Genomic DNA, 25627 nt, shown 5'->3' with positions numbered 1-25627 from the left:
AGTCATCTCCGCAATCCAGGAGCGACATTGCCATGAATGTCTCAACAAGCCCGTCACCCGCGCTGGAACGGCAGCGCCAGGATTTCTACGAGCGGATCGGCCGCAGCAACATGACGCCGCTCTGGCTGTCGCTCGCCGATCTCGTCACACCGGAACCGCGCAGCGCCTGCCGTCCGGCCTCCTGGCGCTTCGCCGAGATCCGCGCGGCGATGCTGGAGGCGGGGGGGCTGATCACCGCCAAGGAAGCCGAGCGCCGGGTGCTGGTTCTGGAGAACCCCGGCCTGCGCGGACAGTCGAAGATCACGACATCGATGTATGCCGGCGTCCAGCTCGTCCTGCCCGGCGAGGTCGCGCCGGCGCACCGGCATACCCAGTCAGCCTTGCGCTTCGTCCTCGAAGGCTCGGGCGCGCACACTTCGGTCAACGGCGAGCGCACCATCATGCACGAGGGCGACTTCGTCATCACCCCGCCGATGGCCTGGCACGACCACGGCAATGAAAGCGACGAGCCGATCTTCTGGCTCGATGGACTGGACATCCCGGTGGTGCAGTTCCTCGATGCCTCCTTCGCCGAGATGCTCGACAAGGACGCGCAGGACCTGACCCGCCCGGACGGCGACAGCGACGCACGCTATGGCGCCAACCTCCTGCCGGTCGACCACAAGGGTGGAGGCGGCACTTCTCCGGTATTCAACTATCCCTATTCCCGCACGCGCGACGCGCTGGAGCGGCTGAAGCGCGCCGAGGCCTGGGACCCCTGCCACGGCCTGAAGATGCGCTACACCAACCCGATCACCGGCAACCACGCTATGGCGACGATGGGCACCTTCATCCAGCTGCTGCCCAAAGGGTTCCAGACCGCCGCTTACCGCTCGACCGACGCCACCATCTTCGTCCCGATCGAGGGCAAGGGCCGCTCGATCGTCGGCGACGACCATATCGTCGACTGGGAGAAGCGCGACGTCTTCGTCGTGCCGAGCTGGAAGCGGGTCCGCCACGAGGCGCACGAGGACAGCGTGCTGTTCTCGTTCTCCGATCGACCGATCCAGGAAGCATTACATCTGTTCCGCGAAGATCGCGGTAATCTCTGAGGGTGGGCCAGGTTTCGACGATGAGCAGCGACAACTACGTTATTCCGCCGCCGGCGCCGGCCTCGGTCGCCATTGCCGGCTCGCAGGCACGCTTTCCCGTCCGGCGCATCATCTGCGTCGGCCGCAACTATGCCGCCCATGCGCGCGAGATGGGCCGGGATCCTGATCGCGAGCCGCCCTTCTTCTTCCTGAAGCCGGCCGATACGGTGGTCGATGACGGCGCAGCCGTGCCTTATCCGCCAGAGACCAGCAATTTCCACTACGAGATCGAGCTCGTGGTCGCGATTGGCAAGGACGGCGCAAACATCCCCGTCAAACGGGCCCTCGACCATGTCTGGGGCTACGGTGTCGGCATCGACCTGACGCGCCGCGACCTGCAATTGCAGGCGCGCGAACAGGGCCGCCCCTGGGATTGGGGCAAGGGCTTCGACCACTCCGCCCCGATCGCACCGTTGCGGCCGGTCGCCGAGGTCGGGCACCCCAGCAGCGGCCGCATCTGGCTATCGGTCGACAACGCCGTCAAACAGGATTCCGACATTGCCAAGCTGATCTGGCCGGTGCCCGACATCATCGCCATCGCCTCGCACTCGATGACGCTGAAGGCCGGCGACCTGATCATGACCGGAACGCCGGAGGGGGTCGGACCGGTGATGCCGGGCGAGACGATGCGCGGCGGCGTCGACGGCATCGGGCAGATCACCATTCCTGTGTTTGCCTCCGCATTCTGACTAAGGATCGAACCAGACGTTGCCTGGAGCGCTTCGCTCTCGATATGAAGCGCTCAGGCATCAAGGCGCTGCCGGGACCGCAGGATGAGTTCAGCGCGTGCTCGGTTCAATCCTCGAAAACAACGGCCGATCTCACCAACCGGGAGACCGTTTCGGGTCACTCCTCAAACCTGCCCCCGTTGATTCATGAGGACGAGCCCTTTTGCTTCACGGGTTTGCGCAACGCGTCGAGAACAGCTCTTAAATTCCGTTCCACAGAGTGTCCGCTGTCGGGCAGGTGCCCAATGTCCGGTTCTGGCGCAGAGTAGACGAGCGTAAGCCACACGACTGTAAGCTATCATTATGCTTTGGCTCACTGGCCCCGAGCTGCTGCTCGGCCCGACCGATGCGGTCCAACTAGCCGGGGCCGACAATAAGCGGGTTTACGAATTTGGTTGGTGCGACACTCTGCCCGCTTCGCGGCAGTTCTGTTCGCTGATGCTCATTGGCAACATCAACGAACGTTGGCCTTTATGATGGCCTCGATCTACAGTTTCGAACTTAATTATTAGATATATCAATTATTTAGAAGTGATATTAAAGTCTCTCTCCCGCTACCACATTCCTCGATCAGATCACTTGCCACTGCCCGCGCCGCCTTTCGTCTGACAGCGGGGCTCGGCGCTCATTGCAGGGCCAGTCTCGGCGCTATCAGCTCTTCACGAAACGACGAGCCTGCCAGCTGGACAGCCTGCCCGGTTGAAATCGAGTTCGGCGTCCCCCAACTGCCTCCGGCATGTCTCTGATACCCGACAATCCCACACACCGACCGAAGCGAGCCCTGCTGCTGCGCAACCCGAAGGCGCGCCGCGGCCAAGAATCGATTGCGCCCCTTCTCGATCGCCTGAAGGATGGCGGCCTCGACGTCACCATCGAGACCTTCGAGGCACTGCCGGAAATCGCGCGCGACATCGTGCGCCTGCGCGACAGGGCCGATCTCGTCATCGTCTGCGGCGGCGACGGCTCGGTGTCTTCCGCTGCACTGGCAGCGATGGAAAGCGGCCTGCCGCTGGGCATCATCCCGATGGGAACGGCAAACGACCTGGCGCGAACCCTCGACATCCCGATGGATCTTGTCGGTGCGGCAGACGTCATCGCTCGCGGCGAGATGCGCCGGGTCGATGTCGGCACGGTCAACGGCTACGCCTTCTTCAACGTCGCGAGCATCGGGTTGAGCAGCGAGCTGGCGCAAAGCCTCGACCCGGTGCTGAAAAAGCGGTTCGGGAGGCTGGGCTATGCTCTGGCCGCCATGAAGGTCATGACGCGCGCATCGCGGTTCAAGGCGAAGATCACCGAGAAGGGGCGGACGATCGACGTCGAGTCCTACCAGATCGCCGTGGGCAACGGCAGGCACTATGGCGGCGGCAACGTGGTGCAGGAGAATGCCGAGATCGATGACGGGCATCTCGACCTTTACAGCCTCGAGATGACGAATCTCTGGAAACTGGCGCTGATGCTGCGCTCGTTCCGCTCAGGCACTCACGGTGCCTGGCGCGAGGTCCGGACGGCGAAATGCATCGAGTTCGACATCGAGACAAGAAAACCCATGCCCGTGAACACCGACGGCGAAATTGTCACCGCCACGCCGGCGCACTTCAAAGTTCACCCGAAGGCCATTTCGATCTTTGCGCCGGCCGCAGATGAGCGTTCGGAAACCGCTCGTCCGGCGCTCTATCACCGCTGAAACCCGCAGCGGAACCGATATGGACGGTATCGAGGCCGACCGCCTCAGCCAGCCCTGGAAGAGCGTGTTCCACCGGCTTGCCGCAGCGTCCCGGCCGATTGCCGCACCAGTTCCGCGATCTGAAGCAGTTGCTTCGCCAGCGGACTGGTCTTGCGCCAGACCATGCCGATCGTCCGGGACGGCTCCGGCGCCTTGAAATGCGTGATCGAGACTGCGGCCGAGCGTGTCTCGACCGCCACCGCCATTTCCGGGATCAGAGTGACGCCTAAGCCCGCATCGACCATCTGCACCAGCGTCGACAGCGAGCTGGCGTCGAGCAGGTCGCGCGACTGCACCGTGCGCGGCTTGGTGCTGCAGAACGACAGGGCCTGCTCGCGGAAGCAATGCCCCTCCTCCAGCAGCAGCAAACGCATCTCGCGCAGCGCCTCGCGGTCGGGAGCCGGTTTGCCCTCGTCCTCGCGCGGCCGCACGAGCACGAAGCGTTCGGTGAACAGGGCGACCTCGGTCAATGACGGCTCCGACACCGGCAAGGCGACGATCGCCATGTCGAGCCGGCCTTCGTTCAGCTCCTGGACCAGCTTCGGCGTCAGGGTCTCGCGCACATTGAGGTCGAGCCCATCATGCAGGTGGGTGAGATCGCCGATCAGGCCGGGCAACAGATAGGGCGCGACCGTCGGGATCACCCCGATGCGCAGGCGCGTGACCAGCCCATCGCGGGAGGCATGGGCGTAACCTTCGAGTTCGTCGAGCGAACGCAAGACATCCCTGGCCCGCGCTGCGATCTCTTCGCCAAAGCGCGTCAGCCGGACCTGGCGCCTGTCCCGCTCGAACAGCTCGCTGCCGAGCTCTTCTTCCAACGCCTTGATCTGCTGCGACAAAGCCGGCTGCGAGATCGCGCAGGCTTCCGCCGCGCGGCCGAAATGGCTGTGCCGTGCCAGCGCCTCGAAATAGCGGAGCTGCTTGAAAGTCAGATTTGTCATAATCGCAGCTTATCGTCGTGATCGGAAAATCGGAATTAAAATAATGAAACGGCCCTGCTAAGACCCTCCCCAGCAGCCAGCCAAGCTCGGAGAGAGACATGAACGCGAAGACTGAGGACAGCACGGGCAAATGCCCCGTCGCCCATGGTGGCGGCGCCCGTCAGAACCGCGACTGGTGGCCCAGCCAGCTGCCTGTCGACCTGCTGAATCAGCACTCGGCCAAGTCCGATCCGCTCGGCCAGGCCTTCAGCTATCGCGAGGCCTTCAAGAGGCTCGACTACGAGGCGCTGAAGAACGACCTGCGCAAGCTGATGACCGACTCGCAGGACTGGTGGCCGGCGGACTTCGGCAATTACGGCCCGCAATTCGTGCGCATGTCCTGGCATGCCGCCGGTACTTACCGCCTCGCCGACGGCCGTGGCGGCGGTGGCCGCGGCCAGCAGCGCTTCGCTCCGCTCAACAGCTGGCCGGACAATGTCAACATCGACAAGTCGCGCCGCCTACTCTGGCCGATCAAGCAGAAATACGGTCAGGCCATCTCTTGGGCCGACCTGCTGATCCTGACCGGCAATGTCGCGCTGGAGACCATGGGATTCCGCACCTTCGGCTTCGCCGGCGGCCGCGAGGACACCTGGGAGCCCGATCACGATGTGAGCTGGGGCACCGAAACGGCATGGCTGACCCATCGCCCGCTCGACAAGTTCGATGCGCCGCTCAGCGCCACCGAAATGGGCCTGATCTACGTCAATCCGGAAGGGCCGGGCGCCAATGGCGACCCGATCTCGGCGGCGCATTTCATCCGCGAGACCTTCGCCCGCATGGCGATGAACGACGAGGAGACGGTCGCGCTGATCGGCGGCGGCCACACCTTCGGCAAGACCCATGGCGCCGCGCCCGAATCCCATAAGGGCCCGGATCCGGAAGGCGCCGAGCTGGAGGCGCAGGGCCTCGGCTGGGCCAGCAATTTCGGCACCGGCCATGGCGCCGACGCCGTCGGCAGCGGCATCGAGGTCACCTGGACGCAGACTCCGGCGCAGTGGAGCAACTTCTTCTTCGAGAACCTGTTCAAATACGAATGGGTGCAGACCCGCAGCCCGGGCGGCGCGATCCAGTGGGAAGCCAAGGACGCTGAGGCGGTCATCCCCGACGCGCACGACCCGTCGAAGAAGCACAAGCCGACCATGCTGACGACCGACCTGTCGCTGCGCCTGGACCCGGCCTATGAGAAGATCTCGCGCCGCTTCCTCGAGAACCCGCAGGCCTTCGCCGAGGCTTTCGCCCGCGCCTGGTTCAAGCTGACCCATCGCGATCTCGGCCCGCGCTCGCGCTATCTCGGCCCGGAAGTGCCGAAGGAAGAGCTGATCTGGCAGGACGTGCTGCCGGCGGCCGACCACCCGCTGGTCAACAAGGCCGACATCGCTGCGCTCAAGGAGAAGATCAAGGCTTCGGCCCTCACCGTCTCCGAGCTGGTCGGCACCGCCTGGGCCTCGGCCGCGACCTTCCGCGGCGGCGACAAGCGTGGCGGCGCCAATGGCGCCCGCGTCCGCCTTGCGCCCCAGAAGGACTGGGAGGTCAACCAGCCGGCGCAGCTCGCCAGGGTGATCGAGGTGCTCGACGGGATCCGTCGCCAGTTCAACAAGGAGGCCGATGGCGACCAGAAGGTCTCGCTGGCGGACCTGATTGTGCTGGCCGGCAATGTCGGCGTCGAGCAGGCGGCGAAGGCCACCGGCCACGACGTGAGTGTGCCGTTCACCCCGGGCCGCACCGACGCCAAGCAGGAGCAGACCGAGGTCCATTCCTTCGCGGTGATGGAGCCGGCTCTCGACGGCTTCCGTAACTACCAGAAGGCCGGAGCCAAAGTGCCGGCCGAGGTGGCGCTGATCGACCGCGCCCAGCTGCTGACGCTGACTGCCCCGGAATTGACGGTTCTGGTCGGCGGACTGCGCGCCATCGACATCAATGCCGACGGCTCCAAGCACGGCATCCTGACCGACCGGCCGGGCGCACTGACGAACGACTTCTTCGTCAACCTGCTCGACATGGGTACGCAGTGGAAGGCGATCTCGGAGGCCAAGGACGTCTTCGAGGGCACCGATCGCAAGACCGGCGCCGCCAAGTGGACCGGCACCCGCGTCGACCTCGTCTTCGGCTCGAACTCGATCCTGCGCGCTTTGGCCGAGGTCTATGCCAGCACCGACGCCAAGGAGAAGTTCGTCAAGGACTTCGTCGCGGCCTGGACCAAGGTGATGAACCTCGACCGCTTCGACGTCGCCTGACGTTGAGGAAACGGGCCGCCCGGCGTGATCGCCACGCCGGGCGCAAAAGCGCGGCCGCGCCCGCAAAGGGGGCGGCACATTCCTGAGCGTAAGTGGAAAGGAGATTCAAGAGCAGAATTCATAAGATCTCTCGAAACGACAGATCGATCGAGACGCCTGCCAGCATCAATAAGATCGATCTTTGTTACCGAATACAGCGCAGCCCCCCGTTATAGCGAGCGAGCCATAGCTTCACAATTCGTTCATGTTTCCTGTGGTCAGCTCCGCGAAGGGCGACACCAAGGAGAGAAAACATGAACCGACGTTCATTCATCGCCACACTGTGTGGTGGAATCGCCGCAAGCGCCGCGGGTGTGAGCATGGCGAGCGCGCCGGTCGCCGCCGCGTCTCTGGCCACCGAGGACGCCGCCAAGCTCGATGCGGTTCCGGCCGAATTCAGCCAGTACTGGCGCCGTCGGCGCCGTCGCCGGACGGTCTGCACGGTCCGGCGCAACCGCTTCGGACGCCCCGTGCGCGTCTGCCGCACGGTCTACTACTGACGGTATTGCCCCGGCGGTCAGCGCCGGGGCTCTCCCTCGTCCGACGCAAGGGAAGCAGCCCGAGCGAATTATTTCGCCGCATCACGATCCGTCCTACCATGACCAAGGGTTAGGATAGGGATCGCGAGCATGAACCGCATCGCCTGGATTGCTGTTTGCGCAGGGCTCACCGTTGGCACGCTGCCGGCGCAGGCGACGGAATGGATCGGGCGCTGGGGCACGCCGGGCTGCAGCGCAGATGACACGGTGATCGGCCTCGACAGGCGGGAACTCGACCTCTCCACCTTCGAAACGAGCTGCCGGACGCTGCGCGCCGAGCAGCGACGGGACGTCTACGAGATCACTGCAGAATGCCACGGCGAAGGCCGGCCCAGGCGGGTGTCGTTCACCGTCCGCGTCGAGGGCGAGACGCTGTCCTTCATTCGCCAGCGGGGCTTCGATTTCAGCCCGAAGCGTTTCCGCCGCTGTCGCTGACACCGCCCCGCCGCCCGGCAACCGCATCATCGTCCTGCAGCACCCGCCAGGCCGCGCCGTCGAGATCGGCGTACTGGCCGCTGCGCATGCACCAGAAGAAGGCGCCGAGCCCGGCTAGGCCGAGGCCCAGCGCCAGCGGGAACAGGACCACGATGATGTTCATGCCTGCGCCTCCCCCGCTGCACGGGCGCGCAGCGCATTGAGCGTCACCACCAGCGAGGACCCGGACATGGCGGCGGCGGCGACCAAGGGCGTCGCCAGCCCGGCGATCGCGATCGGCACCGCGACCGCATTATAGAGCACGGCGAAGCAGAGGTTCTGCAGCATCAGCCTGCGCGCCCTGCGGGCGATCATCAGCGCCGCCACGACCGGCGCCAGGCTCTCGCCGAGGAAGACGATGTCGGCCGCCGCCTGCGCCAGATGCGTGGCGCTGACCGGCGAGAGCGAGACATGCGCGCCCGCCAGCGCCGGCGCGTCATTGAGCCCGTCGCCGACCATCAGCACCTTGCGGCCATCGGCCGCCATCCGTTCCAGCAGGGCGAGCTTGTCGCCCGGCATCAGGCCGGCATGCAGTTCGGTGACGCCAAGCTCGGTAGCGATCGGCGCTGCCGCCTCGAACCGGTCGCCGGAAAGGATCGCAACCTGAAGCCCTGCCTTGCGCAGCGCTTCTACGGTCTCGCGGGCCTGCGGGCGCAAGGCCTGCCCGAGCGCCAGCACGGTGCGGAAGGAGCCATGGCGATAGGCGATCAACGAGGCGCCGCGATGCAGCGCCGCGACCATGGCGGCCTCGGCCTGCGCGCCACAGAAAGCGACGCTGCCAAGACGGCGCTCGTCTTCCCTATCACCGACCGAGAGGCCTTGCCCCTTCTCCTCGTGCACATCCTCCGCCGCACGCGACACACCGAGTGCGCGGGCGAGCGCCTGCGCCAGCGGATGCCCGCTCGCTGCCGCGAGCGCACCGATCTCGGCCCGCTGCTCGGCAGGCAGCGCCTGCGGGTTGAGAATCTCCGGTTCCGGCAGGGTCAGCGTGCCGGTCTTGTCGAAGACGGCGATGTCGGCTTCGGCGAGGCGCTCCAGCGCATCGCCTTCCTTCAGCATGATCTTGCGCTTGAACAAGCTGGAAGCCGCGACGACCTGCACGGCGGGGATGGCGAGGCCGAGCGCGCAGGGACAGGTGATGATCAGCACGGTGACGGCGATCATCAGCGCCTCAGGCCAGGCGAGCCCCCATGCCAGCCAGCCGAGGAAGGTCGAGGCCGCCAGCGTGTGCACCACCGGCGCATAGAGCCGTGCGGCGCGGTCGGAGAGGCGGACATAGCGCGAGCGGTTGCCAACCGCCTGGTCCATCAGCCGGTCGATCTCGTCGAGCAGCGTGCCCTGCCCGGCCGCCTCGACCCGCACGGTCAGCGCGCCAGTGAGGTTCAGCGTGCCGGCATGGACGCGCTCGCCCTGCCTGATGGCGACCGGCGCGGTCTCGCCGGTGACGAGGCTCTGGTCGAGCTCGGAGCGGCCGGTCTCGACGATGCCGTCGACGCAGACGCGCTCGCCCGGCCGCACCAGCACGAGATCACCCGGCGCTATCGCGGCGATCGGCAGCATCGTCGTGCTGCCGTCGGCGGCGAGCCTCGTCGCGGTCTCGGCCTTGAGCGCAGCAAGGTTGCCGGCGAGATTGCGGGTGCGCCGCCGCATCAGCTGGTCGAGATAGCGCCCGATCAGCAGGAAGAAGAGCAGCATGACCACACCGTCGAAATAGGCGTGGCGGCCATGGTTCCAGGTCTCGGCGACCGACATCACCAGCGCCAGCACGACGCCGATGGTGATCGGCACATCCATGTTGACGGCGCCGGCCTTCAGCGCCCTAAGCGCGCTCTCGAAGAAGGGCCGGCCGGCATAGGCCGCCGTCGGCAGCGCGATCAGGGCAGAGAGCCAGTGGAAGAAGTCGCGCGTCGTCGGATCGATATCGCCCGCATTGCCGGACCAGACTGCGACCGAGAGCAGCATGATGTTCATCGAGGCGAAGCCGGCGACGCCGAGCGCGCGTAAGAGATAGCGCTCCTCGCTCGCGGCTCCCTCCTCCCGCCGCTCGGGCGCGAAGGGGTAGGCCTTGAAGCCGAGCGCGGCGAGCTTCTCGACTACCGCTTCGGGCCGCAGCAACGCCTCGCGCCATTCGACCGAGACGCGCTTCAGCGCGAGATTGACGCGGGCGCCCAAAATAGCCGGCTCGCGGGCAAGCCCACCCTCGATCGCCTGCATGCAGCCAGCGCAGCGCATGCCGTCGACCGCCAGCTCCATGCTCGCGATGCCATCGTCGCGATGGCGCACGAAGACCGAGAGATCCTGCGCCACCATCTCAGCGCTCCGCCAGAGTGACGCGGCTGCGCGAGACGAAGACGACTTCCTCCCCGCGCTTCGCCTGCAGTTCGAGGATCCAGGACCCGGCCTCGATCCGGTCGAAGCGCGTCTCGTAGCGCCCCGGCCGGCTCTCGCTCAGCATCAGCTCCCGGTCGCGGGCGGAGGTCGCGGGATGGCGCAGGCGTGCGCTCGTGACGAAGCCGGCGAGCGCTCCGCCATTGCGATCGGCCAGGGTCACGGCCAGCGTCGCCCCTTCGCCTTGCCGGATGATAGTCGCGGCGGCGGACCAGCCGCGCGCATCGCGCTCGTGCTGGCGGGCGATCTCCTCGTTGAAGTGCTGGCTCTTCTCATAGGCGCTGCGGGTCTCGACGCCCGGCATGGTCCGCAGCGCCATCGTCATGATCGTCGCGTTGACCGAGACGATCACGCCGAAGAACAGGATCAGCATGGCCGCGACCATGCCGCCGGTCAGCTGGAAGGGACGGCGCTGGGCAGCCTGCACGGGATTCTCGTAGGGCATGATGATGACTCCGCAGCAGCTCATGGCTGGGTCCCTGGCGCGATGAAGTGGTCATCCGCGCGCACCGTCTCGCCGGCGAAGAGATCGGAGGCGGTGATGGTGATCGCCTGCGAGGGCGAAAGCGGCACGCCGGCCGGGACGGTGACGAGCACGCGCACCTCGCGCGTGGAATCGGGGTCGACGGTGACGACGGGCCGAAGATCGGCGCTCGGCGCGACGCCGACCGCCTCGATCCTGATGCCCGGCAGGCCGGAGACGGTCAGCGCGAAGGGCCGGTGCTCCGGCCGCTTGTTGAGCAGGCGCACCGCATAGGCGTTGCGGATCGAGCCGTCGCTCAGCCTGACGAAGAGCGGTGTGCGCTCATGCAGCACGGAGATGCCGGCAGTGCTGCGCGTCGCGAGCTGCCAGAGCATCGCGCCGCCGACGATCGCGATCAGCGCCGCATAGGCGAGCGTGCGCAGGCGCAGCGGCCGGTAGATCGCGGCGAGTCCGGCGAGCCGGCGCTGGACATTGCCGTCGGTGTCATAGGCGATCAGCCGGGTCGGGCGACCGATCTTGGTCATGACGTTGTCGCAGGCGTCGATGCACAGGCCGCACTGGATACAGTCGACCTGCGCGCCATCGCGGATGTCGATCCCGGTCGGGCAGACCGCGACGCATTGGAAGCAGTCGATGCAGTCGCCCGCCGGCGCGCCCTGCGCCTTGAGCTTCGCTGCCTGTTTCACCGAGACCCGCGGCTCGCCGCGATCGTAGCGATAGGTGACGTTCAGCGCCTCGTCGTCGGTCAGGGCCGCCTGGATGCGCGGCCACGGGCACATATACTTGCAGACCTGCTCGCGCATGATGCCGGCGAGCGTGTAGGTGGTGAAGGTCAGGATCGCGATCCAGACATAGGCCGAGAGCGGGGCGGTGAAGGTCGCAAGCTCGCGCACCAGCGTCGGCGCGTCGGCGAAATAGAGCACCCAGGCGCCGCCGGTCCACCAGGCGATGATCAGCCAGACCGCGTGCTTGGCGCCCTTGCGCCAGATCGTGTCGAAGCTCCAGGGCTCGGCGTCGCGGCGCATGCGCTCGCGTCGGTCGCCCTCGAAGAAGCGCTCGACGACGAGGAAGAGGTCGGTCCAGACCGTCTGCGGGCAGAGATAGCCGCACCAGACCCGGCCGGCGACGGCGTTCATCAGGAAGAGGACGAAGGCAGCCAGGATCAGCAGGCCGGTGAAGTAATAGACCTCCTGCGGCCAGATCTCGATGAAGAAGAAGTAGAAGCGGTTGTTGGCGATGTCGGCCAGCACCGCCTGGTTGGGGAGATACGGGCCACGATCCCAGCGCAGGAAGGGCAGGAGGTAGTAGATGGCCAGGCACAGGAAGAGGATGAGCCACTTCGCGCGCCGGAACGGGCCGGACACGCTCTGCGGATAGACCTTCCGCGACGCCGCGAAGAGCGGGATGTCGTCCTGGTCGGTCCCGGCCGTGCTCACGCTACTGCCCTCCCCCCAGCGAGTGGACATAGACGGTCAGCGCCTTGATGGTGGTCTCGTCGAGACGCCCGGCCCAGCCCGGCATCACACCGTTTCGGCTGTTGCCGATGGTCTCTGTCAGCGAGGCCATGTCCATGCCGTAGAGACTGATCGCGTCGGTCAGGTTCGGCGCGCCCAGCTCCTGATTGCCCTTGCCTGCGGCGCCATGGCAGGCGGCGCAGTTGTCGGCGAAGACCTTGCGCCCGAGCGGCAGATCCGCCTTCGGCTCGGTCGGCAGGCCGGCGAGCTCGCGGACATGGCTGGCGACGGCTGCGATCTCCTCGCGCTTCAGCACGCCGTCGCGCCCGAAGGCCGGCATCTGGCTGACGCGGGTGTCGTTGTCGCCGGCGACGCGAATGCCATGGCGGATCGTTTGCTGGATCGCTGCGGGCGAGCCGCCCCAGAGCCAGTCATCGTCGTTGAGGTTGGGGTAGCTCTTGGCGCCGGCTCCGCCGACGCCGTGGCACGCGGCACAATTGTCGCCGAAGGCGGCCTTGCCCTGCGCCATCGCGATCTGGAACAGCGTCGGGTCGGCCTTGATCTGCTCGGGAGTGGCGTCCGCCATGCCGGCAGCCTGGGTTGCGCGCTGCGCCTTGAGCTTGGCCATGTCGGCGCTGATCTCGGCCCGGCTGGCATAGCCGATTACGCCCTTGGTCGTGTCGGTCAGCAACGGCCAGGCCGGATAGACGATCCAGTAGCCGATCGACCAGACGATCGTGGCGTAGAAGACGTAGAGCCACCAGCGCGGCAGTGGCGTGTTGAGTTCGCGGATGCCGTCCCATTCATGGCCGGTCGTGGCCATGCCGGTAGCCGCATCGACATGCGGATCGTCGTGCTTCTGGTCCATCGATCAGTCCTCGCGCAGCGGATTGAGCGCAGCTTCCTCGAAGCGGGCGCGGTTCTTCGGCCAGAAGGCGTAAACGCAGACCCCGAGGAAGACGGCGACGAAGTAGAGGAGCCCTGCGGACTGGGCGAAGCCGGCGAGCCAGTGATAGGTCGTTTGCATGGTCGGGCTCAGCGGATGTTGGCTTTGTCGTCGTAGAGCTTGAAGTCGACCATCGTGCCGAGCGCCTGCAGATAGGCGATCAGGGCATCGGCCTCGCTGATGCGCTGCGGATTGCCGTCGAAGTCGCGCGACTGTGCCTTGGGATAGCGCTTCTCCAGATCGGCCTGACCGGGATGATCCGGCGTCGCCTGCGCCTTCAAATCGGCCTGCGCCTGCGCGATCATCTCGTCGCTATAGGGCACGCCGCCAGCGCGGTTGGCGCGCAACTCGTCGGCGATGTCCCCGAACGCCAGCTCGGTCTTCGCCAGGAAGGGATAGCCCGGCATGATCGACTGCGGCACGATCGCGCGCGGCTCCGCCAGATGCGCCCGCTGCCATTCGTCGGAATACTTGCCGCCGACGCGGGCAAGGTCCGGCCCGGTCCGCTTCGAGCCCCATTGAAACGGCTTGTCGTACATGCTCTCGGCCGCGAGCGAGTAGGGCCCGTAGCGCTCGACCTCGTCGCGCAGCGGCCGGATCATCTGGCTGTGGCAGTTGTAGCAGCCCTCGCGGACATAGATGCCGCGGCCGGCGAGCTCGAGCGGCGTGTAGGGCCGCATGCCTTGCACCGTCTCGATCGTGTTCCTGAGGTAGAAGAGCGGCGCGATCTCGACGAGACCGCCGATCGAGATCACCAGCAGCGTGCCGATGACCAGGACGATCGAGTTGGTCTCGAAGATTTTGTGCTTGGCCCAGAGCGAGCGGCGCGGCGGCTTGTGTTCGATGCTCGTCATGATGGTCCTCAGGCGGTGGCGAACTGGCCGGACGGCAGCGCATGGGCTTCAGGCGTGTCGGCAGCCTCCTCGCAGCGCACGGTCATCCAGAGATTGAAGGCCATGATCAGCGCGCCGATCAGGAAGAGCGCGCCGCCCAGCGCCCGGATCACATAGAACGGGTGCATCGCCGCGACGGTCTCGATGAAGGCGTATTCGAGGAAGCCGAGCGAGGTGTAGGCCCGCCACATCAGGCCCTGCAGGATGCCCGAAACCCACATCGCCGTGATGTAGAAGACGATGCCGAGGGTCGAGACCCAGAAGTGCCAGCTCACCAGCCTGAGCGAGTAGAGCCCCTTGCGGTTCCACAGCCAGGGCACCAGGCAATAGATCGCGCCGAAGGAGATATAGGCGACCCAGCCGAGAGCCCCGGCATGGACATGGCCGATGGTCCAATCGGTGTAGTGCGACAGGCCGTTCACCGCCTTGATTGACATCAGCGGCCCCTCGAAGGTCGCCATGCCGTAGAAGGCGAGCGAGACCACCATCATCCGCAGCACGGGGTCGGTGCGCAGCCGGTCCCAGGCGCCCGACAGGGTCATGATGCCGTTGATCATGCCGCCCCAGGAGGGCATCCACAGCATGATCGAGAAGGTCATGCCGAGCGTCTGCGCCCAGTCGGGCAGTGCGGTGTAGTGGAGATGGTGCGGGCCAGCCCAGATATAGATGAAGATCAGGGCCCAGAAATGGATGATCGAGAGCCGGTAGCTGTAGATCGGCCGCTCCGCGCGCTTGGGCACGAAGTAATACATGATCGCGAGGAAGCCGGCGGTCAGGAAGAAGCCGACGGCGTTGTGGCCGTACCACCACTGGAACATCGCATCCTGCACGCCCGACCATAGGCCGTAGGACTTCGGCGACAGGATCGAGACCGGCACGGCGACATTGTTGCCGATGTGCAGGACCGCGATGGTCAGGATGAAGCCGAGATAGAACCAGTTCGCCACATAGATATGCGGCTCATTGCGCTTCCTGAGCGTGCCCAGGAAGACCAGGAGATAGACGACCCAGACGATGGTCAGCCAGAGATCGGCGTACCATTCGGGCTCGGCGTATTCCTTGCTCTGGGTGATCCCGAGCAGATAGCCGGTGCCGGCGATGACGATGAACAGGTTGTAGCCGAGCACGACGAACCAGGGCGAGAGATCGCCGGCGAGGCGAGCCCGGCAGGTGCGCTGGACGACGTAGAACGAGGTTGCGATCAGAACGTTGCCGCCGAAGGCGAAGACCACCGCCGAGGTGTGCAGCGGGCGCAGCCGGCCGAAATTCGTCCAGGGCAGATCGAAATTCAGCCCCGGAAAGGCGAGCTGCAGCGCGATGATCAGCCCGACGGCGAAACCGGCGATGCCCCAGACCATCGCGGCGACGGTCGCGAACTTTACCGGCCCCATATTGTAGTTGGGCTTGCCGTCGATCTCCTGCGGCGGGACCGCGGGCGAGCCGTCGAAGCAGCGATTGCCGATCAGGATCATGCTCGCGGCGGCCACGGCCGCCCCGAGCAAAGCGTGGAAGGCGTAGCCGGAGTTCTCGGTCAGCGCGCCGATCACGATCAGCGGCAGCACGCAGGCCCCCGCGATCAGCATCCCGATCATCTCGCCGACCGTCATTGCCCTGACAGGGCTCGTAGTCGCGCTCACAGCTGACTCCCGCTCATTGCGGGCGCATGGATCGCGCCCTCAGTGGGAGGCTTAGCGACCAGCCGATTGAGCGGCTTTGATCCAGGTCAAGGGTGGGAAGGCGGGGACTGCGGCGGGATCGCGCAGCTCACGCCGCGACGGCCTGCATCCGCTCGGGGTTCATCACGCGCACGCCGCCGGGCACGATCAGGATCATCTTGTCCTTGGCGAGGCGGGTAAAGGTGCGGCTCACCGTCTCGATCGTCAGGCCGAGGAAATCGGCGATATCCTGCCGCGTCATCGGCAGCTGTACCGTCACCGAGGGCTTGCCGAGCCTGGCCCAGCGCTGCTGCATGCCGAGCAGGAAGCAGATCAGCTTCTCCTCGGCAGTGCGGCGGCCGAGCAGCATCATCTGCTCATGGGCGAGCGTCAGCTCATGCGTCGCGAACTCATGCAGGCGCTTCAGCAGATGCGGCTTGGCGTCGACCAGCGCCGTGTATGCTCCACGTGAGAAGGCGCAGGCCGCGACATCGCCGATCGCATCGGCCGAAAAGCCATAGGCGTCGCGCATCGCAAGGCCGAGGAAATCGCCCGGCAGCGCGAAGCCGACGACCTGGCGGCGCCCGTCGGACAAAAGCTTGTAGAGCCGAATGACGCCGCCGGTGACGTTGTAGACGCAATGCGCTTCGGCGCCTTGCGAGAACAGCGTGTCGCCGGAGGCAAAATGCGTTGGCATCGCCAACTGCTCCAGCAAGGCGAGCTCGTCATCCGTCAGGGAGGCGCAGACGCTGACCAGGCGGACCATGCAGTTGCGGCACCCGCTCTCGCCGCGGGCGGCGGCGCTACACACCGAGGGCTGACAGTTCACAATCGCACCTTCCTGTTCCTCACAGGACCCTAACTCATGGCCGCAGGCTGACAAAGCACGCGCCATGCCTCGGCGCTGCGGATTTGATCCAGATCAATGCGGCAATAGGCCCTGCAACACGAGGTTGCTGCCTGGAAACTCGGGAGAGCCGCACGTGATGGGCGATGACATCTTCGAAGTCGCGCGCATCATGCCGGGCAGCGCCGATACAGTTTACGGGCTCATTACCCTGCTGCACCCCGAGGTCACACCCGATGGCTGGGCTGCCTTCGTGCGCGAGCATTCGCAGGATGGGGCGCAGCCATCAGGTGTCTTTGCCCTTCGGGATGCGCGCCGCATGCCGCACGCTTTGTTCGGCTTCCGCATCGCGCGGACGATCGCCGGCGGCGCGACATTGGAGATCTCCGAGATCGCCATGCTGCGCCTGCCCGGAACCTGTCTCGTCGACGCGCTGCTCCGCTTCGCCAATCAGCTCGCGGCGCAACTCGACCTGCCGCGCATCGCGATCTCGCTGGAGCGCTCGGCCGCCTGGCCGCAGGATCATGATGCGCTTCAGCGCTGCGGCTTCCAGATCGATCGCGTTATGGTCCTCGGCCGCGCCCGGCTCGAGCCGGCGGCCTGAACGCTCGGCGAAAGAACTACGCAAAAACAGAGAGAGCCGGTGCATCCGGCGAAGCGGCTTCGCCGGATATCGTCTGGGAGCGGCCGGTTCTAAAGCCGCCATCGATTGGTCGCCCACCATGCAGCCGCCGCGAGGGCGACCATGCCGAGCGCGACAAGAAGCGCCTCGCCTATCGGGCCGGCTCCTTCCGTGCGTCCATGAAGCTCGCGAACCATGCGCCGTCGACGGCCGGCGCGGCGCCGTCGCGCTGCTCCGCCGTGATCCGGCACAGCAGCTCGATCTCTTCGAAGGACAGGTCGAAGAACGGCAGCAGCATCGGATTGCCCACGATCGAGCGATCGCTCTCGGCCGCAGCTTCGCCGCCCATCACCCTCTCCCCCCTTATGGCCACGCCCGACTCCGTTCCCCTGAGGTCGGTTCGAGGCAACAGCAATCATTCCCCCACCGCCACACCCAAATGGGGGGCATGGCAGATATTATTGTTCCTCATGGTACCGATTTCCGCGAATTCGCATAGACCCCTCGGCACCGGCGCATCTTGAACCCGGGCCATCGCGGCGCCAGATGGCGCGAGCGGCGCCAATCCGGCGCAAGGCAACGCTCGGACTCGCTTATGCCCGCTTCTCTCCAGCTCGGCCTCGACACCTTCGGCGACGTCACCGCCGGCCCGGACGGCACGCTGCTGCCGCATGCGCAGGTGATCCGCGATCTCGTCGAGCAGGCCGTACTGGCCGACGAGCTCGGCATCGATTTCTTCGGCATCGGCGAGCATCATCGCAGCGATTTCGCGGTCTCCTCGCCCGAGACGGTGCTCGCCGGCATCGCCACCCGCACCAGCCGCATCCGCCTTGGCTCGGCCGTCACCGTGCTGAGCTCGGACGACCCGATCCGCGTCTTCCAGCGCTTCTCGACGGTCGATGCGCTCTCGAACGGCCGCGCCGAGGTCATCCTTGGCCGCGGCTCCTTCACCGAATCCTTCCCGCTCTTTGGCTTCGACCTCAGCCAATACGAGGCACTGTTCGAGGAGAAGCTCGACCTCTTCGTCGAGCTGATCCGCAAGAAGAGCGTGACATGGGAGGGCAGCCTTCGCCCGCCGCTTCGTAATCAGCAGGTCTTCCCGCCGATCGAGACGGCCGAACTGACTACCTGGATCGGTGTCGGCGGCAGCCCGGAATCGGTGGTGCGGGCGGCGCGCTACGACCTGCCATTGATGCTCGCCATCATCGGCGGCCCGGCCCAGCGCTTTGCGCCTTATGCCCAGCTCTATCGCGACGCGATGGGGCGCCTCGGCCATGGCGAGCGGCCGATCGGCGTGCACTCGCCGGGCTATGTCGCCGCGACGGACGAGCAAGCGGCCGAGGAGTTCTTCCCGGCCTACAAGGCAATGCGCGACCGCATCGGCGCCGAGCGCGGCTGGGGACCGATGTCACGCGAGGAATTCGAGCGCGAGGTTTCGGGCGGCGCGCTCTATCTCGGCTCGCCCGAAACCGTCGCCCGCAAGATCGCCGCGACGGTCAGGGCGCTCGGCCTGCAGCGGTTCCAGCTCAAGATCAGCGCGGGTCCCCTGTCGCAGGACAAGCTGCTGCGCTGCATCGAGCTCTATGGCCGCGAGGTCATCCCGATGGTGCGGGAGCTGCTCGCGGCCTGAAACGCGTGGAGGCGTCAGACGGCGCCGTGCGCCTCGACATAGAGCGCGTAGAGCGAGTGCGAGCTCGCCATGTAGAGCCGGTTGCCCTTCGGCCCGCCGAAGCAGAGGTTGGCGCAGCGCTCCGGCAGGCGGATGAAGGCGAGCGGCTTTCCGGCCGGGCTGAACACCATCACCCCGTCGAGATCCTCCGACTTGCCCCTCAGCGTAAAGACCTTGCGGCCGCCGACATCGCTCGGCTCGGCATTGAGCGCGCCGTTGCTGCCATAACCGCACCAGAGATTGCCGTCGCGGTCGACGCGGAAGCCATCGAGCGCGCCGAAATCGGCGGCGTCGACCAGCTTCACCTTGTTCGAGACCTTGCCATCGGCGTCGACATCGTAGCTCCAGATGCTGCGGTTCGGCGTCCCCCGCCATTCGACGACGTAGAGCTTCTTCTCGTCGGGGGAGAAGGCGAGCCCGTTGGGATTGACCAGATCGGTGATCACCGCGGTGAGCTTGCCATCTGGCGCGAGCCGATAGACGTTCGTCGTCGCCTGCTCGGGCTTGGCGCGCGAGCCCTCCCATTCGCCGTTGATGCCGAAGAGTGGGTCGGTGAACCAGATCGTGTCGTCTGACCGGACGACGACGTCGTTGGGCGCGTTCAGGCGCTTGCCCTCGAACTTGTCGGCCAGCACCGTGATCCGACCGTTCTTCTCGGTGCGGGTGATGCGCCGCGTCACCGAATGCTCGCAGGTGACCAGCCGCCCCTGCCGGTCGCGGGCATTGCCATTGGCGTAATTGGCGTTCTCGCGGAAGACGGTGAAGCTGTTCTTCATCTCGTCATATTTCATGATCCGGTTGTTCGGGATGTCGCTGACGAGGAGGTAGCGCCCTTCCGGAAAATACACCGGCCCCTCGGCCCAGCGCATGCCAGTGCCGAGCTGTTCGACCGAGCTCGAATAGATCCGGTACTTGCCGAAGCTCGGATCGAGGATGTCGACCGCCGGATCGGGATAGCGCTGGTTCGGCTTGAACGGGAAGGCCTGCGCCAGAGCCGGCGTCGCCAGGGCCGAGCCCGCCGCAGCAGCGAGCCCACCCTTGAGCAGGTGACGGCGAAACATGTCGATCATCGCATTTCCCCCTGTGCTCTTGTTGTCATGGCTGTTCGTTCGGGCGCCGATTGACGGCGCCCATCTCCACCGCCCTTCGGCGGGTCCTTAACCGTCGCGGTAGCGACGGGAGCGCTCTCAGGTCATTTCCAGTCCGGCCGCCACCTGGCGAACTCGGCCTTGGTCTCGGCATTGGCCGGGTAGAGCCCGAAGATGCCGCGCCCTTCCCGGACCTTCATCTCGACGAAGTCCTCATAGGCTGTCTGCTCATAGGCTTCGGCCGCGACCTCATTGGCGAGATGGGCCGGGATCACGCAGACGCCCTCGCCGTCGCCGACGACGATGTCGCCGGGATAGACAGGTACGTCGCCGCAGCCGATCGGCGCGTTGATGTCGAGCGCGTGGTGATGGATCAGGTTGGTCGGCGCGCTCGGCCGGCTGTGATAGGCGGCAAAGCCGAGCGCCGCGATGTCGGGGCTGTCGCGGAAGCCGCCGTCGCTGACGATGCCGGCGGCGCCGCGCTGCATCAGGCGCGTCACCAGGATGCAGCCCGCGGAAGCCGCACGCGCATCCTTGCGGCTGTCGATCACCATGACATGGCCCGCCGGGCAGGTCTCGACCGCGACGCGCTGCGGATGTTGCGTGCCCTCGAACACGCCGAGATGGTCGAGATCCTCGCGCGCCGGGATGTAGCGCAGCGTGAAGGCCTCGCCGACCATGCGCGGCGCGTTGGCTGAAAGCGGGCGCACATCCTGGATGAACTGGTTGCGCAGGCCGCGCTTGAACAGCGCCGTGGTCAGGGTCGCGGTCGAGACGCGCTTCAGCTTCTCGCGGTTCTCTTGGGTGAGCGCGGTAGCGGTCATGTCAAAATCATCCTCTCGCGGCCGATAGTCGGCACGCCATTCCAGAACCCGTCATCCCAGGCTTGCCCCGGGATCCATCGTAGAGCTCAGCATCCTACGATGGATCCCGGAGCTCCGCTTCGCTGCGTCCGGGATGACGGCGTGCTTGTCACTCAGCTGGCAGATCACTCGATCTTCACATTGGCCTTCTGCGCAACGTCCGCCCAGCGCTTGGTCTCGCTGGCGATGTGGGCGGTGAACTCGGCCTGGCTTGAACCCACCGGATCGACGCCGAGCTTCTTGAGCTGCTCGATCACCGCCGGCTCGCGCATGATCGCCTGCGTCTCGCTTGACAGTTTGGCGACGATCTCCGGTGGCACCTTCGACGGTGCGAAGAAACCGTGCCAGGAGCTGGCGTCGTAGCCGGGGATGAACTCGGACAAGGCCGGCAGGTTGGGCGCGACCGCGAGCCGCTTCGGCGTCGCTGTCGCCAACGCCCGGATCTTGCCCGCTTCGACATGCGGCCAGGCGATGGTGATGTTGTCGAAGGTGAGCTGGATCTGGCCGGAGAGCAGGTCCTGGGTTACCTGCCCGCTCGACCGGTAAGGCACGTGGACCATGTCGGTGCCGGTCGAGACCTTGAACAGCTCGGCCGCCATATGGGTCGAGGTTCCCGCGCCTGACGAGCCGAAGGAGTATTTACCGGGGTTCTTCTTCAGGAGCTCGATCAGCTCAGGCACGGTCTTCGCCGGCAGGTCGACATTGACCATCAGCAAGTTCGGCACGCTCGCCACCTGCGAGATCGGCGCGAAGTCCTTGATGTGGTCATAGGGCATCTTGGTGTAGACGCCGGGATTGATGGCATGGCTGGAGACCGTGCCCATGGTCAGCATGTAGCCGTCCGGTTCCGCCTTCGCGACCGCGGCCGCACCGGTGTTGCCGCCGGCCCCGACCCGGTTCTCGACGATGAACTTGCCGCCGAGGCGCGCGCCCAGCCGGTCGGCCAGGATGCGCCCGAGCAGATCGGTCGTGCCACCCGCGGCGAAGGGCACCACGATGGTGACGACCCGGCTTCCCGGATAGCCGCTCTGCGCCCAAGCGGGCGTCAAGGCCGGTGCTGCCAGCATGACGCCAGCTCCGGCGAGCAGGCTGCGGCGTGTGATCGATGTCATCCAGTCCTCCCTCGTCATTGTCCATCCGGCCTTGCCGTTCCGGCGTCTTGCGGCCGTCTTGCTCGACTCCATAGCACGCAATTCCAGATTTGAAATCTGAAATTTCAGACTTGATATCACTTGCGCTTTGTGATGTCTGGTGAGGCAATGGCGCAGGGCTGGCGCGGGCATCGAATCGCGCCGCAGTCCCGCCAGAGGAATTGGGATGTCGAACGCGCTTGCCATCGAACCGGTCTCGCCGCATCTGCTGCGCTCGCTGCGCGAGCATGTGCACGAGCGCCTGCGCCGGGCGATCGTCGCGGGAAAGTTCCGTGACGGCGAGCGGCTGAACGAGCGCCAGCTCGCCGACATGCTGGGGGTCTCCACCACGCCGGTGAAGGACGCCATCCGCATGCTGGAGAGCGAGGGGCTCGTGCGCACGGAAGCCCGCCGCGGTGTCTTCGTCGAGTTCTCGGCCCGCCAGGCGCTGGAGATGGCGCTCGGCCGCGCCGCGCTCGAAAGCGTCATGACCCATATCGCCGCCAATCGGATCAGCACCGGCGAGATCGCCGAGATGGCCCGCCTGATCGACGAGATGGCGCATGCCACCGCGCACGGCGACCTCGAAGACCTCGTCAATCTGAACGAGGCCTATCACGGCATGATCCACCGCATCTCCGGCTGCGGCTATCTCGAGCGCCGGCTCGACGGCCAGCGCATGTACGACCATGCCCAGCGCATCGCCCTGCTCGGCGAGCCCAGCGAGCGCACCAAGGGCTTCGAGGAGCATCGCGGCATCTTCGAGGCGCTGCGCGCCCATGAGCCGGCAAGGGCCGAGCAGCGCATGCGCAGCCATATCGTGCGCTCCGCCAAGAGCCATGTGCGCCAGGTCTTCGGCGCCGATGCGGAAGGATTGGATTACGATGAGTGACAGAGTTCGCGCCGCGCTGCGCGGCATTTCCGGCGTGCACGTCACCGCCTGGAAGGGCGATGGCGAGGCCGATTGGGCGCTGACCGGCACGATCGTCGCGCGCATCGCGCAGGCCGGCATCCACAACATCGTCTCGGCCGGCAACACCGGCGAGTTCTACCCGATGACCACCGAGGAAGTGGTGCGCAGCCACGCCGTGGCAGCGGAGGCCGCCGCCGGCAAGGCGCTGGTCACCGCCGGCATCGGCCGCTCGTTGCGCGAAGCGATCTCGACCGGCAAGCTCGCCGCCACCGCCGGCTGCGATGCGGTGATGGTGCATCACCCGCTCGACCCCTTCGCCGCGCCGCATTCGCAAGCGGACTATATCCTCGCCATCGCCGAGGCGCTTGATATCCCGCTCGTCGCCTACATCCGCTCCGACGCGATCGGCGTGAAGGACCTCGCCCGCGTCGCGACCCATCCCAATGTCGCCGGCGTCAAGTTCGCCTCGCCGAACGTCATGTTGCTCGCCGAGTGCGTCCGCGCCACGCAAGGCTCGAGCGCCAACTGGATCTGCGGCCTTGCCGAGGGCTGGGCCGCGCCCTTCCACGCGCTCGGCGCCCGCGGCTTCACCTCCGGCCTGGTCAATGTCGCGCCGGAACGCTCGCTGGCGATCTGGCAGGCGCTGGAGGCCAATGACTACGATCGCGCCCGCCGCCTCGTCGACGAGATCGCCGGCTTCGAGACGCTGCGGACCAAATACGGCAACGGCGCCAACGTCACCGTGGTCAAGGAAGCGCTCGGCCTGCTCGGCACCAATGTCGGCCCCGTGCGCCTGCCAGGCCTGCCCGAGCTGAACGAGGTCGAGCGCGCCGAACTGCGCGCGATCGTCGGAAGCTGGAGCAGCCAGCGCGCGGCGGCGGAATAACCTCTGTCATTCCGGGGCATCGCGCAGCGATGAACCCGGAACCCACGGCCGGGTGAGCCCCTCGTCTAGTGAAGGTCGTTTCACCCAGTCGTGGGTTCCGGGTTCGACCCTGCGGGCCGCCCCGGAATCACAAGTCGTTGAATTGACAAAGAACACACCGAGGAAACGCCGATGTCCCATCCCCGCAAGACGCCCGATACGCTGCGCTCCAAGCGCTGGTTCGGCGCCAGCGATCTGCGCTCCTTCGGGCATCGCTCGCGGGCGCTGCAGATGGGCCTGAACCATGACGAGTTCATGGGCAAGCCGGTGATCGGCATCCTCAACACCTGGTCCGAGATCAACCCCTGCCACACCCATCTGCGCGACCGCGCCGAGGCGGTGAAGCGCGCGGTCTGGGCGGCCGGCGGCTTCCCGGTCGAGATTCCCGTGATGTCGGCCTCCGAGCAGTACCAGAAGCCGACGACCATGCTCTATCGCAACTTCCTGGCGATGGAGGCAGAGGAATCGATCCGCTCGCACCCACTCGACGGCGCGGTGCTGCTCGGCGGCTGCGACAAGTCCACTCCGGCTTTGATCATGGGCGCCTGCAGCGCCGGCCTGCCCTTCATCTTCGTGCCGGCCGGGCCGATGCTGCGCGGCAACTGGGCCGGCAAGACGCTCGGCTCGGGCGCCGATGTCTGGAAGTACTGGGCCGAGAAGGAGGCCGGCAACATCTCCGACGCCGACTGGCGCGACATGGAGAGCGGCATCGCCCGTTCGCACGGCACCTGCATGGTGATGGGCACGGCCGCGACCATGATGAGCCATGCCGAGGTGCTCGGCCTCACCCTTCCCGGCGCCTCCGCCATTCCCGCCGCCGACGCCGCCCATCCGCGCATGGCCGCAGCCGCCGGCAAGCGCATCGTCGAGATGGTCTGGGAGGACCTGACGCCGGACCGCATCCTGACCCGCGAGAGCTTCGAGAACGCGCTGACCGTCCACATGGCGGTCGCCGGCTCGACCAACGCCATCATCCATCTCGTCGCCATGGCCGGCCGCGCCGGCGTGCCGCTGACTCCTGATGATTTCGATGCCTTCTCGCGCAAGGTCCCGGTGATCGCCAACCTGCGTCCCTCCGGCGAGTTCCTGATGGAGGATTTCTTCTATGCCGGCGGCCTGCCAGCCCTGCTGAAGCAGCTAGAAAGCAAGCTCCACACCGGCGCCATGACGGTGACCGGCAAGCCGCTCGCCGAGACGATCGCGCTCGCCAAGGTCTATGACGACAACGTCATCCGCCCGCTCGACAAGCCGGTCTCGACCGCCAACGGCCTCGCGGTATTGAAGGGCAACCTCGCCCCTGGCGGCTGCGTCATCAAGCCCTCGGCCGCCGAGGAACGCCTGCTCAAGCATTCCGGCCCGGCCCTCGTCTTCGAGGACTATGATGCGATGATGAAGGCCGTGAACGACGAGACCCTCGACGTCACCGCCGATCATGTCATGGTGCTGAAGAATTGTGGCCCGGTCGGCGGTCCCGGCATGCCGGAATGGGGCATGCTGCCGATTCCGAAGAAACTGCTGAAGCAGGGCGTGCGCGACATGCTCCGGCTCTCCGATGCCCGGATGTCCGGCACCAGCTACGGCGCCTGCGTGCTCCACATCGCACCGGAGGCCTACATCAAGGGCCCGCTCGCGGCGGTCAGGACCGGCGACATCATCAGCGTCGATGTCGAGGCGCGCAGCATCTCCGTGAATTTGACCGACGCCGAGATCGCCGAGCGCCTGAAGAGCTGGTCGCCGCCCGACCGCGACTACCCGCGCGGCTGGGGCAAGATGTCGGCCGCCCATATCCAGCAGGCCGACAAGGGTTGCGATTTCGACTATCTCGCCGGCACCGCGAAGGTGGCCGAGCCGGAGATCCATTGAGCCGAGCAGCCGGCAAGGCGCCTAGAAGGTGGCGCCT

General features: G+C 66.3%; 25 protein-coding genes. 11 read left to right on the top strand and 14 right to left on the bottom strand.

The window, feature by feature from the left end; translation table 11 throughout:
* The first annotated feature begins 32 nt into the window (after window positions 1–32).
* The 3 genes from gtdA (at window position 33) to ACQKLX_RS04980 (ending at window position 3542) form a co-directional block, all read left to right on the top strand.
* Window positions 33–1091, top strand: coding sequence for a gentisate 1,2-dioxygenase (gene gtdA / locus ACQKLX_RS04990; protein ID WP_427360020.1), 1059 nt, complete (start codon window positions 33–35; stop codon window positions 1089–1091).
* A 20-nt stretch (window positions 1092–1111) separates the two neighbouring features.
* Window positions 1112–1819, top strand: coding sequence for a fumarylacetoacetate hydrolase family protein (locus tag ACQKLX_RS04985; protein ID WP_427360018.1), 708 nt, complete (start codon window positions 1112–1114; stop codon window positions 1817–1819).
* 775 nt (window positions 1820–2594) lie between these two features.
* Entirely contained in the window at window positions 2595–3542 is a 948-nt protein-coding gene (locus ACQKLX_RS04980) for a lipid kinase (RefSeq protein ID WP_427360016.1), read from the top strand.
* A 44-nt stretch (window positions 3543–3586) separates the two neighbouring features.
* On the opposite strand, the gene ACQKLX_RS04975 is transcribed toward ACQKLX_RS04980, so the two are convergent.
* Window positions 3587–4522, bottom strand: coding sequence for a hydrogen peroxide-inducible genes activator (locus ACQKLX_RS04975; protein WP_427360015.1), 936 nt, complete (start codon window positions 4520–4522; stop codon window positions 3587–3589).
* A gap of 98 nt (window positions 4523–4620) precedes the next feature.
* Here ACQKLX_RS04975 and katG point away from each other — a divergent pair, with 98 nt between their 5' ends.
* The 3 genes from katG to ACQKLX_RS04960 all read left to right on the top strand — a co-directional run bounded on the left by katG (window position 4621) and on the right by ACQKLX_RS04960 (window position 7811).
* Window positions 4621–6798 (top strand): catalase/peroxidase HPI, encoded by a 2178-nt coding sequence (gene katG, locus ACQKLX_RS04970; protein ID WP_427360013.1) that lies wholly within the window; start codon window positions 4621–4623, stop codon window positions 6796–6798.
* A gap of 293 nt (window positions 6799–7091) precedes the next feature.
* Complete coding sequence (locus ACQKLX_RS04965; RefSeq protein ID WP_427360011.1) at window positions 7092–7337, top strand: hypothetical protein; 246 nt, start codon at window positions 7092–7094, stop codon at window positions 7335–7337.
* 129 nt (window positions 7338–7466) lie between these two features.
* The gene (locus ACQKLX_RS04960) at window positions 7467–7811 is read left to right on the top strand and encodes a hypothetical protein (RefSeq protein ID WP_427360009.1); all 345 of its coding nucleotides are present in this window, start codon (window positions 7467–7469) and stop codon (window positions 7809–7811) included.
* On the opposite strand, the gene ccoS is transcribed toward ACQKLX_RS04960, so the two are convergent.
* The 9 genes from ccoS to ACQKLX_RS04915 all read right to left on the bottom strand — a co-directional run bounded on the left by ccoS (window position 7780) and on the right by ACQKLX_RS04915 (window position 16436).
* The gene (ccoS, locus tag ACQKLX_RS04955) at window positions 7780–7974 is read right to left on the bottom strand and encodes a cbb3-type cytochrome oxidase assembly protein CcoS (RefSeq protein WP_427360007.1); all 195 of its coding nucleotides are present in this window, start codon (window positions 7972–7974) and stop codon (window positions 7780–7782) included. The genes ACQKLX_RS04960 and ccoS overlap by 32 nt on opposite strands.
* Window positions 7971–10160 (bottom strand): heavy metal translocating P-type ATPase, encoded by a 2190-nt coding sequence (locus ACQKLX_RS04950; RefSeq protein ID WP_427360006.1) that lies wholly within the window; start codon window positions 10158–10160, stop codon window positions 7971–7973. The genes ccoS and ACQKLX_RS04950 overlap by 4 nt, the downstream gene beginning before the upstream one ends.
* 1 nt (window position 10161) lies before the next feature.
* The gene (locus ACQKLX_RS04945; protein ID WP_427360004.1) at window positions 10162–10707 is read right to left on the bottom strand and encodes a FixH family protein; all 546 of its coding nucleotides are present in this window, start codon (window positions 10705–10707) and stop codon (window positions 10162–10164) included.
* Window positions 10704–12158 (bottom strand): cytochrome c oxidase accessory protein CcoG, encoded by a 1455-nt coding sequence (ccoG, locus tag ACQKLX_RS04940; RefSeq protein WP_427360002.1) that lies wholly within the window; start codon window positions 12156–12158, stop codon window positions 10704–10706. The genes ACQKLX_RS04945 and ccoG overlap by 4 nt, the downstream gene beginning before the upstream one ends.
* A gap of 1 nt (window position 12159) precedes the next feature.
* Entirely contained in the window at window positions 12160–13044 is an 885-nt protein-coding gene (ccoP, locus tag ACQKLX_RS04935) for a cytochrome-c oxidase, cbb3-type subunit III (RefSeq protein WP_427360000.1), read from the bottom strand.
* 3 nt (window positions 13045–13047) lie between these two features.
* Window positions 13048–13203 carry a cbb3-type cytochrome c oxidase subunit 3 gene (locus ACQKLX_RS04930; RefSeq protein WP_091837401.1) on the bottom strand — a complete coding sequence of 52 codons (156 nt, stop codon included), beginning with the start codon at window positions 13201–13203 and terminating at the stop codon, window positions 13048–13050.
* Window positions 13204–13211: 8 nt separating this feature from the next.
* Window positions 13212–13976: a cytochrome-c oxidase, cbb3-type subunit II gene (gene ccoO / locus ACQKLX_RS04925; protein WP_427359997.1), complete on the bottom strand. Its 765-nt coding sequence runs from the start codon at window positions 13974–13976 to the stop codon at window positions 13212–13214.
* Window positions 13977–13984: 8 nt separating this feature from the next.
* Window positions 13985–15598 (bottom strand): cytochrome-c oxidase, cbb3-type subunit I, encoded by a 1614-nt coding sequence (gene ccoN, locus ACQKLX_RS04920; protein ID WP_427360105.1) that lies wholly within the window; start codon window positions 15596–15598, stop codon window positions 13985–13987.
* A gap of 181 nt (window positions 15599–15779) precedes the next feature.
* On the bottom strand, window positions 15780–16436 hold the full coding sequence (locus ACQKLX_RS04915; RefSeq protein ID WP_427359995.1) for a helix-turn-helix domain-containing protein: 657 nt from the start codon (window positions 16434–16436) through the stop codon (window positions 15780–15782).
* Between the two features lie 220 nt (window positions 16437–16656).
* Between ACQKLX_RS04915 and ACQKLX_RS04910 the strand changes: the two genes are divergently transcribed.
* The gene (locus tag ACQKLX_RS04910) at window positions 16657–17121 is read left to right on the top strand and encodes a hypothetical protein (protein ID WP_427359993.1); all 465 of its coding nucleotides are present in this window, start codon (window positions 16657–16659) and stop codon (window positions 17119–17121) included.
* Between the two features lie 169 nt (window positions 17122–17290).
* On the opposite strand, the gene ACQKLX_RS04905 is transcribed toward ACQKLX_RS04910, so the two are convergent.
* Window positions 17291–17488 (bottom strand): hypothetical protein, encoded by a 198-nt coding sequence (locus ACQKLX_RS04905; protein ID WP_427359991.1) that lies wholly within the window; start codon window positions 17486–17488, stop codon window positions 17291–17293.
* Window positions 17489–17734: 246 nt separating this feature from the next.
* Between ACQKLX_RS04905 and ACQKLX_RS04900 the strand changes: the two genes are divergently transcribed.
* Complete coding sequence (locus tag ACQKLX_RS04900) at window positions 17735–18769, top strand: LLM class flavin-dependent oxidoreductase (RefSeq protein ID WP_427359990.1); 1035 nt, start codon at window positions 17735–17737, stop codon at window positions 18767–18769.
* Window positions 18770–18783: 14 nt separating this feature from the next.
* On the opposite strand, the gene ACQKLX_RS04895 is transcribed toward ACQKLX_RS04900, so the two are convergent.
* The 3 genes from ACQKLX_RS04895 to ACQKLX_RS04885 form a co-directional block, all read right to left on the bottom strand.
* Window positions 18784–19869: an SMP-30/gluconolactonase/LRE family protein gene (locus ACQKLX_RS04895; protein WP_427360103.1), complete on the bottom strand. Its 1086-nt coding sequence runs from the start codon at window positions 19867–19869 to the stop codon at window positions 18784–18786.
* Between the two features lie 131 nt (window positions 19870–20000).
* Window positions 20001–20720, bottom strand: a complete 720-nt coding sequence (locus ACQKLX_RS04890) for a ribonuclease activity regulator RraA (RefSeq protein WP_427359988.1) — start codon at window positions 20718–20720, stop codon at window positions 20001–20003.
* Window positions 20721–20884: 164 nt separating this feature from the next.
* The gene (locus tag ACQKLX_RS04885) at window positions 20885–21871 is read right to left on the bottom strand and encodes a Bug family tripartite tricarboxylate transporter substrate binding protein (RefSeq protein WP_427359986.1); all 987 of its coding nucleotides are present in this window, start codon (window positions 21869–21871) and stop codon (window positions 20885–20887) included.
* A gap of 205 nt (window positions 21872–22076) precedes the next feature.
* Here ACQKLX_RS04885 and ACQKLX_RS04880 point away from each other — a divergent pair, with 205 nt between their 5' ends.
* The 3 genes from ACQKLX_RS04880 to araD all read left to right on the top strand — a co-directional run bounded on the left by ACQKLX_RS04880 (window position 22077) and on the right by araD (window position 25590).
* A complete protein-coding gene (locus ACQKLX_RS04880; RefSeq protein ID WP_427359984.1) occupies window positions 22077–22781 on the top strand; it encodes a GntR family transcriptional regulator in 705 nt (234 codons plus the stop codon).
* Window positions 22774–23688, top strand: coding sequence for a dihydrodipicolinate synthase family protein (locus tag ACQKLX_RS04875; protein WP_427359982.1), 915 nt, complete (start codon window positions 22774–22776; stop codon window positions 23686–23688). Before ACQKLX_RS04880 ends, ACQKLX_RS04875 begins: the two co-directional genes overlap by 8 nt.
* Window positions 23689–23859: 171 nt before the next feature.
* Entirely contained in the window at window positions 23860–25590 is a 1731-nt protein-coding gene (gene araD, locus ACQKLX_RS04870; RefSeq protein ID WP_427359980.1) for an L-arabinonate dehydratase, read from the top strand.
* The last annotated feature ends 37 nt before the right edge of the window (window positions 25591–25627 follow it).

The organism is Allobosea sp. NPDC003192 (assembly GCF_050275675.1).
Lineage (GTDB): Bacteria > Pseudomonadota > Alphaproteobacteria > Rhizobiales > Beijerinckiaceae > Allobosea.
The sequence above is the reverse complement of the archived record's forward strand: the minus strand, read 5'-3'. Positions and strand labels throughout refer to the sequence as shown.